We start from the raw sequence: 10,507 nt of genomic DNA, 5'->3' as shown, positions 1-10,507 counted from the left end.
TTTGCATTTAGTAATGCAGCTGAAGTAATGAAGTTGCAGTAATGGAAGTAAGGTAATGTTAAGTGTCCGTAACCTTGTTAAACACTATGGCCAACAGCCTGTTATTAAAGAGTTATCGTTACAGTTTGCCAACAATCGCAGTTGCATTATCGGGGCAAATGGCAGTGGCAAAACAACCTTTTTATTTATTTTAGCGGGCTTAACTAAGCCTGATTCTGGCCAAGTGTTGTGGCAAGGAAAGAAGTTAACTTCGCCGCAGTCGATAACCGCAATAGCATCAGATGCTATTAGGATCCCAAACTTTTTAACAGTAAGGAAGTTGTTTTTATTAACCCAAAGCATGTGGCAACTAGATTTTCCCGATAAGCTAATCGCTGCTTTTGGCTTAACACCACACCTAGATAAGACCCTAGATCAATTATCGGCTGGTAATTTAAAAAAGGCGCATTTAATCAATGCCTTTATGCGTAACCCCAGTTTATTGTTACTAGATGAACCTAATATTGCTTTAGATGACAACAGCTGTAAGGCTTTATGGCAGGCTATTGAGGACTTTTCTGGTGATATTATTATTGCAAGTAATGAACCTGCCGTTTTTACTGATAAAGGCTTTAAATTGCAGAGTATTCGCGGTGATTAGTCGTTATATTAGTTATCGCTTTGAACTGTTCAGGTTTGAGATAAAGCATTGGCTGGCGCAATTATCAGGCTTATCACTGTTTTTGCTTGGCATCTTAGGCTCGGCAATACCAGTGGTTTTTTATCTTGCTTTGCTCGGTTTTGGCATGCTGTTTGAAAATAAGCTGACTAAAAGTGAAGCGATGCACTTTGTGGCCGGTTTATTACTTTTTCAAACAGTTTGTTTAGGCTTATGCAAAGCTGCGATTACAGGTCAGCGCTTTATTACATTTACCCAGTCACTTACCGATAAAGTTTGGCTGGCCAAACTAACTGACATCTTGTTAGCTTGCCTTTGTAACCCAATGTTATTGCTGCATATTATTCTTATTGGATCTGTCAATATAAAGCATTGGATCGACATTCCACACATGTTGTTGCTACTGCTGTTACAGATTGTATTTTCTATTATGGCTTTTACGTCATCTCGCCAACTTTACTTGGCTTTAGCCTTGCTGTTTGTCGTCGCACAAACTGAGTTTATACTAAGTGTAGAACTAGGGCTGCTTTTACCCTTATTGCTTTTAGCTCTGTTTCAGCTTATGCCTAAAATATCTGTTATGTTTAAGAGTCAGCTAAGGCACAAAGTAACAGCTTATTCTGCTTATAACTTTTGGTTAGATTTTTGGCGCCAGCATAGTCGGACCCCTCTTTTAGTGCTGGCTGTAACGGGAATAAGTTTGCTTATTAGCCATAGCTTTGTTCAGCAAAGGCCCGATCTAGCACCGTTTGTGTTTTTATTTTGTGGCCAGTTGTTAGTGCTGGTGGTGACTGCTTTACCATTAGAGTTAAACAGGCAAATAAAAAACAATCAGCACTTTTACACTTTGTTTGCCATTTTCCCTGCTTTTAATATGATTAAAAACCTGTTTTTAGTGGTGGCAGGCTTATTGGTGTTTTTGTTGTTTGCATTTATTTCAGCCAGTCTAGTGATGGCATTAGTGCACTTTTCGGTGCTGTTAGGTTGTTTTTATATAATAAAAACTCGACCTAATTATTTAATTTTTGCTTGGTTATTTAGCTTTGTTATCGTTGTTGGGATCTCACGTTTATAGCTGTTGCACTCTAAGAGCACTTTACTTACTCTATAACTCAAATTTCTCTTTTAATCATACAGGTTTATTTATGCATATTAATTCAGTACTTAGCGCCTTGTTTATCGCCGGAGCCTTATCTATTTCGGCCTGCTCAGATAACTTAAGCCCAGAAAATACGATTCCTCAAGATGCTAGCCAAAGCACGGTAGACTCCTCGGCAGCTGAACAAAGCAGCGTTAACTTAATTCCTGAATTTAAATCCCGCTTAGATATTTATTATCCAGTAGATTTAACCGCAGATTTATCAGGTCTTTCGGCTAATCAACATAAAATGCTGGCTTTACTTATTGATGCGGCCAAAGTAATGGATGACTTATTTTGGCAACAAGCTTTTGGCGAGCCGAAAGCTGAATTTTTAGCCAAATTACCACAAGGTAAAGTGCGTGATTTTGCCGAAATTAACTATGGCCCTTGGGATAGGCTCAAAGGCGATGCCCCTTTTCTTAGTGGTTATGCTGACAAAGCCTTAGGTGCAGAGTTTTATCCTAGCGACTTATCCAAAACTGAATTTGATATGGCAAACTTTGCCGATAAAACCGGTTTATATTCAATAGTGCAGCGTGATGGCCAAGGTAATTTAGTTAGCATACCCTACTCAAAATACTATGCTTCAGAGCTTAAAAAAGCGGCTAAGTTATTAACTCAAGCTGCAGCTTTAGCTGAAGATAAAGAGTTTGCTCATTATTTAACTCTAAGAGCTCAAGCCTTATTAACTGACAACTACCAAGCTTCAGATTTAGCATGGATGGATATGAAAAATAATCCAATAGATGTTGTGATTGGGCCTATAGAAAATTATGAAGATCAGCTATACGGTTATCGCACCGCCTTTGAAGCTTATGTGTTAGTTAAAGATCAAAGTTGGAGCGAAAAACTGGCTAAATACGCAGCGACTTTACCTGCATTACAAAAAGGCTTACCTGTAGATGCAAAATATAAATCAGAAGTGCCAGGCAGTGATGCCGATTTAAATGCTTATGATGTTGTTTATTATGCTGGTCATGCTAATGCTGGCTCTAAAACCATTGCAATTAATTTACCTAATGATGAGCAAGTGCAATTAGAAAAGGGCACGCGGCGCTTACAGCTAAAAAATGCTATGCAGGCTAAGTTTGAGCATATTATGTTGCCTATAACTGAACTGCTGATTGCGCCAGAGCAGCGCCAGCATGTAACGTTTAATGCCTTTTTTAATAATACTATGTTCCATGAAGTTGCCCATGGCCTAGGCATTAAAAATACCATTAATGATAACGGCACAGTGCGCCAAGCCTTAAAAGAACACGCTTCTGCTTTAGAGGAAGGCAAAGCCGATATTTTAGGTTTGTATATGATCACCCAATTGCATAAACAGGGCATGTTAAGTGAAGGTCAGTTGGAAGACTACTATACAACCTTTATGGCGGGGATCTTCCGCTCTGTGCGCTTTGGTGCATCAAGTGCTCATGGTAAAGCGAATATGATCCGCTTCAACTACTTTGCCGAGCAAGGGGCCTTTGTCCGTAATAATGATGGCACTTATCAAGTAGACTACCCAAAAATGCAGTTGGCTATGGCCTCGTTATCTGAATTAATTCTAACCTTGCAAGGCGATGGTAATTATGACGGCGTGGCGTCTTTAGTTGCTGATAAAGGGGTAATTAAACCACAACTTGCTAAAGACTTAGCACGTTTAGCCACAGTGAATATCCCTGTTGATATCGACTTTAATCAAGGTAAAGACGTGCTAGGTTTATAATCCTTGCTGCTAGTTTTGTAAAAAGGCGTGTTGATTCACGCCTTTTTTATTTTAGCTTAGCTTTTTAGCCACTCTTGTTAGCGTTATTAGTGGTATTCATTTTATCGTTCAGGTGATAAGTATTCTCGATCATAAAAAGTACGCAGCCAGTGAGGTTTATAAATTGCCATTAAGGTGATGGCACTGCCATTGAGTAGGGCTTCAGGAAACCAGGTGAGAATAGAAAGCCTTAAGTAGTTATCGTAGATAATATCCCATGTAAAACGGCCTTCTGCATAAAACCACAATGAAACTAACAGCATATGTAGGGCTATTGTTAAAGCCGCGCCTATAAATCCAGCGATGAAAATATAAACAAATAAGTGCCGAGTTAAATAGCGATAACTGGCTAAAAACAGCAGATAGCTAAAAAGCCCAGGTATGATAAAGGTTGTTAAGGCAAAAAGGCCGGCATCAGCTAAAGGTATGCGTTGAAATACAATTAAAGCCAAGCTAATTAAGACACAGAGTAACATGGCAATACGCCAGCCATGGCTTAGCACTAGGGTGGTTAACAATAAAAAGTGGATATTTAAGCCATTAATTATGCCCGCATTAATGCTCCATAAAATGCTTAAACTCAGTATCGATGAAAACACCAGATGTTGATAACTAGGTTCAGACTTAAGTTTTGGCCAAAACTCACGAGGGAAGAAGCGGATAGCAATAATAAGCCATAATCCCCAGCCGCTTAGCTGCCACATTGTCATTTGTTTTCTCCGATGGGTTAATAATTGAATACAGACCACTTGGGCTCTAGCAAGTTTCAAGTAATCAGGCTGCAATGGTATAGTGGTTAAAACTAGAGCAGATAAAGGGTTAAGCTATGTATTATATTAGGCCTGCCGTAAAATAGACTAATATGTTATTTCGCTATTTTAGTACTAATTGACTTTGTTTTGTTAGGTAATTTATGAATTAACCAATAAAGCTTTAGTTAAGGTTGTCATTGTTATGCAATTTCAATAGCATAAAATTCATTTACCATTAACCTTTATAAGCTAATATTGTTGCGCTATATCGTTGCTGTTTTCGAAACTAAGGATAGGTTATGTCTGGATCATCATCAATTTTCACAAAGCTTTTTGGTTCAGTTAACTGGATAGCTCCACCTTGGTGTTTGCGATTACAGCGCTCTGCTCAACAACAGCCTGGCCGATTTTGGTCTATTACAATACTCCTTTTGTTGTTTATTAGTGGCCTTGTTGCTGCCGCTTATTATTACAACCAGCTGCCCAAGCCGTTACAGCTTGTTGCTAAGGTTAGCCCTCCAGAGATAGGCTATTATGATAACGACATAGAGCAGCCCAGCAGCCTGACGCTTCAGTTTTCTTATGAAAAGTCGCCGCAACAGTTATCAAATTCAAATCAAGATATAACGGAATTATCTCCAGATATAATGCCGCGGGTACCTAGCTCAAATGTTTCAGCTGCAAAACTCGACTTAATTGGTGAAGTGCTAACCGCAGGGGTAACAATAACACCAAACATTAGTGGTAAGTGGCTATGGCAAGATGATAACACCTTAAGTTTTACCCCAAATAAAGCCTGGCCCGCGGGGCAACACTATACAGTGAGTCTTGATAAAGCCATTTTTGCCCCTGATATAAAATTAAAGCATAGCCAATATGATTTTTCATCAGCTGAGCTAACCGTTGCGCTGGAAAACTTGCGTTTTTATCAACATCCTGAGCAACTTAAGCAACGTCATATTGTCGGGACACTTTTGTTTAGCCATCCGGTAGAAATAGAAAGTATTAACTCGCTATTAAGCTTAACAATGCGTGAAGATGGTGCTGATAAGACGGCAAAAGCGCAGGCACTAGACTATAGCCTAACCATCGATAAAACTGGCCGTGAAGTTTACATACAATCTGCGGCATTAACCTTACCCGAGCATGAGCAGTATTTAACCGTTAACCTTAAACCGGGTGTGCTAGCACAACGACCAGAACAAAATGCCACTAAAACTAAAGTCGGCATTTCAGAGCAGTTACTAGTGCCTGATCAAGGGAGTTTTTTAAAGGTAGCGCAGGCGACATTTGAAATTGTGACTAACCCAGAGCAAGAGCCCGAGCAAGTGCTGATGCTCGAGTTCACCGATAGAATAGCCCGAGCAGAATTAACCGAGAAACTAAAACTTTATACATTACCTAAGCACCCTAAACGTCGCTCAGGTAATTGGATGACAAGTGAGATTAATGCCACCGTTTTAAGCCAAGCCAAAGCGTTACAGTGGCAGTTAATGGCCACACCTGAGCCGCACGCTAGCCAGTTTAGTATTAAATTAGATTTACCCGAGGGCCAAGATGTATTTGTTCAACTACCCGCAGGCTTAGCGTCGGTTGCAGAATTTCGTTTAGCTAATGAGTTTCGCTCTATACAGTCGGCACCCTCGTATCCTAAGCAGGCAAAAATTATTGGTGAAGGCGCTGTATTGTCGTTAAGTGGCGAGCAAACCTTGCAGCTATTAAGCCGTGGTTTACCTGGGGTGAAAGTTAAACTACATAAATTGTTACCTAAGCAGTTGAATCATTATATTAGCCAAACAAATGGTGATATTAGCCAACCTTATTTTGAAAGTTATAACTTTAACTATGAAAATATCACTGCCGTTTTCGAAAAAACATTTACCTTAGCAGCGAGTGATCCAAAGCAAGCAAATTATCTAGCCTTGCCACTGAAACCTTATTTAGACAAAAGTGGTATGGGGCTCTTTATTATTGAATTAACGGCATTTGATCCAAAACGACCTGATCGTTACCAAAGTACCCTTGATAAACGTATGGTTTTGGTTACCGACTTAGGTTTGTTAGTTAAGCACAATGCAGACTCCAGCCAGCAGGTCTTTGTAATGTCTGTTGCCACGGGTAAACCGGTCGCGAATGCTAAGGTTGAATTACTCGGTAAAAATGGTGTTGCGCTATATAGCGATAAAACCGATAACCAAGGTCAGGTTAGCTTTGCTAGCAGCCAGCATTTTAATCGTGAGCGTGAGCCGGTAGTGTATTTAGTCACCCAAGAGCGCGATGGTATTACTGATAGCAGCTTTATTCCGTATCAACGCTATAGCAACCAGCTTGATTACTCTAAGTTTAATACCTCTGGTGATTATTATGATGCGGTAGAGCCGGATGCACTTAATGCTTATATCTTCAGCGATCGTGGTATTTATAGACCAGGAGAACAAATTAAACTGGCCGCCATTATTCGCCAAGCGGATATGGCAGTTGCTCAAGCCAGTAAGTTGCCACTTAAGGTATTAGTTGAAGGACCTCGCGGCAATACGTTTTGGCAAAAAACTTTTACCTTATCAGGAAGAGGTTTACATAGTTTTAATGTAGAGAGTGAGGCAAGTAGTGATACTGGTCGTTACTCGGTTTCAGTTAGGTTATTAGACAAAAATGGCAGTATTAAGCGTTACTTAGGCTCTGCTAGTTTTCAGCTTGAAGAGTTTGTGCCAGACAGATTGAAAATTACCAATACCTTTAATCAAGATGCTAAAGGCTGGCTATCACCCAATGATTTAGTTGCACAGATCCAGTTAGATAACTTATTTGGCACACCTGCTCAGCAACGCCTAGTCAGCGCTAAGTTTGAGCTTGTACCTAGCCGTTTTAATTTTGAGGAATTTCCAGATTTTAAATTTGTTTCTTTACAACAGTCAGATTCAGCAAGAGAGCGAATTCAAGAAAATTTAGTTGATCAAGAAACGGATGCGAATGGCCAAGCTAACTTTAGCTTGCCACTAGAACAGTATAGTGGCGGTACTTATCGCTTAGTGTTTGAGGCAGAAGGCTTTGACTCTGGTGGTGGCCGCAGTGTGCAACTTATGCAAACAGCACTCATATCACCCTTGTCGCAGCTCGTGGGTTACAAAGCCGATGGTGATTTAAATTACCTAAAGAAACAACAAGCACGTAAAGTCGATTTTATTGCCATTAATAATCAGTTAGTACAGCAGTCACTGCCAGATCTTGCGCTAAAACTGATCGTTAAGCGGGCCGTGTCTAGCTTAGTTAAGCAAAACGATGGCACTTATCAATATCAGAGTATTGAACAACGTGAATTAGTTAGCGAAACGCCTTATAACATTGCTAAGCAAGGTAGCCACTATTTACTGCCAACCGATAACGCAGGTGATTATGAGTTACAGTTAGTCGATGCAAAGCAGCAATTACTCACTAAATTAAGCTTTAGCGTTATCGCTGCGGGTAATAGCCAAGCGATGCTAGAAAAAAATGCCACTCTTAGCGTTAAGCTTGATAAAACTGATTATAAAGCCGGTGAGTGGATTGAGATGAATATCACTGCGCCTTATACCGGTAGCGGTTTAATTACTATTGAATCAGAAAAAGTACATGCGTTTAGTTGGTTTACCGCTGAGACGACAAGCTCTATTCAACGCATACAACTACCTAAGCACTTAGAGGGTAATGCCTATATTAATGTTAGCTATGTCAGAGCGTTAGATTCTGAAGAGTTATTTGTTAGCCCGTTAAGCTATGCTGTTGTGCCCTTTAATATTGACCGCAGTAGCCGAGTGTTAGACATTAGTTTAAAAGCACCTAAGGAAGTCAGGCCGGGTAAAGCTTTTAATATTGAGTATAAAACCTCACAGCCAGCTGACATTCTTATTTTTGGCGTTGATGAGGGGATTTTACAGGTTGCCGATTACAAACTGCCTGATCCGCTGGCTCATTATCTAAAAAAACGCGCATTACAAGTGCGTAGTATGCAGATCCTTGATTTATTACTCCCTGAGTTTAAGCTATTACGTCGGCACTTGGCAGGTATTGGTGGCGATGTTGAGAGCATAATGGTTACAGGCAGCCGGGTGATGATGGACAAAAATTTAAACCCCTTTGCCCGTCGTGTTGAACAGCCTGGAGTCTTTTGGTTAGGGGTATTAAAAGCTGATCAAAAAACAAACCAAGCCGAAGTGACTTTACCACAAAGCTTTAGCGGCAATATTAAGTTAATGGCGGTCGCTGTAGGTGACGCTACTTTAGGCAAAACAAGTCAAGATTTATTGGTGCGAGGCCCCTTTGTTGTTACGCCAGATGTATTAACTAGTGCAGCGCCAGGTGACGAATTTGATGTCAGTGTTTCTGTGGCAAATGGCATTAAAGGCTCAGGGCCGCAAGCACCAGTGACCGTATCATTAAGTGCACCAGAAGCATTGCAGATAATTGGTGATAATCAACATAAGCTGATCATTGGCCAAGGCAGCGAAGCGAGTGCTAGGTTTAGAGTAAAAGTCTTAAACCATTTAGGTGAAGCAACACTTACCTTTACTGCCCGCTATGAAAAAGGCAGCCTAGTTGAGCAAACAGAGCGTGATATCAGTTTAAGTATTCGCCCAGCGACAGATTACAAAAATACCATTACAGCAGGTTATGCAAAGTCGGGGCAGGTAACTGTATCGCCTAGTGCGCAGTGGCACCCTGAGCTTACCGCTATGTCGGCGACAGCTTCGGCAGATCCACTAGTATTAGCTGAAAGCTTTAGTGACTATTTAAGCCAGTACCCTCATGGCTGTACTGAGCAGATTGTGTCACAAGTGTTCCCTTGGATAGGGCTAGTGCAGCAACCCGCTTATCAAAACCAGTTACCAGAATTACAACAAAAATTTGCTGTATTAATAGATAAACTTGCCGAGCGGCAGCAATATGATGGTGGCTTTAATTTTTGGCCAGGTCAGCAAGTAAGTGCTGATGCTCCTAGTGTGTATACTATGCACTTTTTAATTGCCGCACGTGAGCAAGGTTTAGCTGTGCCATATTATATGCTAGAGCAAGGGCTAGAATATTTAACAACCTTAGCCCGCTATAAAGGCGCAAATTTATACCAAGCTAGACTAAGAGCCAATGCAATATATTTATTAACGCGCAGTGGTCAGGTAACCAGCAATTATTTGGTTGAATTACACGAACGCTTAGAGAAACAGCATAAACAAGCTTGGCAGTCTGATATTACCGCTGTCTATATGGCTGCAAGCTATCAACTATTGCAAAAGCAAGATATTGCCAAGGGGTTAATAGACCAATACCGTTTAGGCAAACGCTCTGCCTTTGAACAGCAAATGCACTCTAGTGCTAGCCAAAGCAGAATAGCGTCAGCACATTTTGCTAATGCGGCTTTTCAATCACAATTAAGTTTAGATGCCCAGTATATTTACTTACTGGCTGAGCACTTCTTAGAAAAAGCCCAACAACTAGACGGTACAGCGGTATTAACATTAGTTCAGCCAATGTTTGATGGTAACTATAATACAATTAGCTCTGCTTATGCGGTATTAGCGTTGTCTGCTTATAGCCAGATGCAAGCTGATCTTGAGTCACCAAGTTTGGCTTTCTATCAGTATATTGCCGATAAAAAACAACCTATTAATGTAGCCGATAATAAAACCGCTCTCCCTAAAGTTAACTTCTCTGTTGCAGCTAATAAGCTATTAATTGAGTCTAATTCAGCCGTTTTTTATGCCTTAAACGAGGCGGGCTACCCTGATAAATTACCCACTGAAGCGAGTCGAAATGGGTTAGAGGTTGTTCGTGATTACTTAGATGCAAAAGGTAATAAAGTAAATACAGCCAAACAAGGTGACGAGTTAACCGTTCGCCTACGGATCCGCAGTACTAACAAGCAATGGCATAGCAACGTGGCCGTTATTGATTTATTACCGGCTGGTTTTAGCGTAATACGAAGCTCTCTACCTAGGGAAGCAGGGCCTTGGCAGGCTGATTATGTTGATGTTAGGGAAGATCGCATTGTGTACTACGCAAGTTTTGGCCCACAAAGCACTGAACTAAATTATAAAGTTAAAGTAACAGCTGCAGGCAACTTTGTCGTGCCAGCTGTGTATGCCGAGTCAATGTATGATCTTACTGTTAATGCGCACTCAGTGGCATCAGAATTTACGGTGAGTAAGCCTAAGTGAGAGTAATTTAAAGCA

Annotated in this window: 5 protein-coding genes; 4 read left to right on the top strand and 1 reads right to left on the bottom strand. The window is 40.6% G+C overall.

Annotated features, from left to right (window positions below; genetic code table 11):
- The first annotated feature begins 55 nt into the window (after positions 1-55).
- The 3 genes from ACRCA4_RS08390 (at position 56) to ACRCA4_RS08380 (ending at position 3,513) form a co-directional block, all read left to right on the top strand.
- Positions 56-640, top strand: a complete 585-nt coding sequence (locus ACRCA4_RS08390; RefSeq protein WP_433186851.1) for an ABC transporter ATP-binding protein — start codon at positions 56-58, stop codon at positions 638-640.
- Positions 561-1,733, top strand: a complete 1,173-nt coding sequence (locus ACRCA4_RS08385) for a DUF6136 family protein (RefSeq protein WP_433186849.1) — start codon at positions 561-563, stop codon at positions 1,731-1,733. The genes ACRCA4_RS08390 and ACRCA4_RS08385 overlap by 80 nt, the downstream gene beginning before the upstream one ends.
- Positions 1,734-1,803: 70 nt before the next feature.
- Positions 1,804-3,513 (top strand): dipeptidyl-peptidase 3 family protein, encoded by a 1,710-nt coding sequence (locus ACRCA4_RS08380; RefSeq protein WP_433186846.1) that lies wholly within the window; start codon positions 1,804-1,806, stop codon positions 3,511-3,513.
- Positions 3,514-3,614: 101 nt separating this feature from the next.
- Here ACRCA4_RS08380 and ACRCA4_RS08375 read toward each other — a convergent pair whose 3' ends face one another.
- Positions 3,615-4,262 (bottom strand): energy-coupling factor ABC transporter permease, encoded by a 648-nt coding sequence (locus ACRCA4_RS08375; protein WP_433186843.1) that lies wholly within the window; start codon positions 4,260-4,262, stop codon positions 3,615-3,617.
- 341 nt (positions 4,263-4,603) lie between these two features.
- On the opposite strand from ACRCA4_RS08375, the gene ACRCA4_RS08370 reads away from it, so the two are divergent.
- Positions 4,604-10,492 carry an alpha-2-macroglobulin gene (locus ACRCA4_RS08370; protein WP_433186840.1) on the top strand — a complete coding sequence of 1,963 codons (5,889 nt, stop codon included), beginning with the start codon at positions 4,604-4,606 and terminating at the stop codon, positions 10,490-10,492.
- Positions 10,493-10,507 lie beyond the last annotated feature (15 nt).

The organism is Rheinheimera sp. WS51 (assembly GCF_050936095.1).
Taxonomy (GTDB): Bacteria; Pseudomonadota; Gammaproteobacteria; order Enterobacterales; family Alteromonadaceae; genus Alishewanella.
This window is presented reverse-complemented; position numbering and strand designations above follow the sequence as displayed.

Excerpts from the sequence above, each read along its gene's own strand:
- ACRCA4_RS08390 (WP_433186851.1), top strand. The coding sequence starts at position 56 with ATGTTAAGTGTCCGTAACCTTGTTAAACACTATGGCCAACAGCCTGTT.
- ACRCA4_RS08380 (WP_433186846.1), top strand. The coding sequence starts at position 1,804 with ATGCATATTAATTCAGTACTTAGCGCCTTGTTTATCGCCGGAGCCTTA.
- ACRCA4_RS08375 (WP_433186843.1), bottom strand. The coding sequence starts at position 4,262 with ATGACAATGTGGCAGCTAAGCGGCTGGGGATTATGGCTTATTATTGCT.
- ACRCA4_RS08370 (WP_433186840.1), top strand. The coding sequence starts at position 4,604 with ATGTCTGGATCATCATCAATTTTCACAAAGCTTTTTGGTTCAGTTAAC.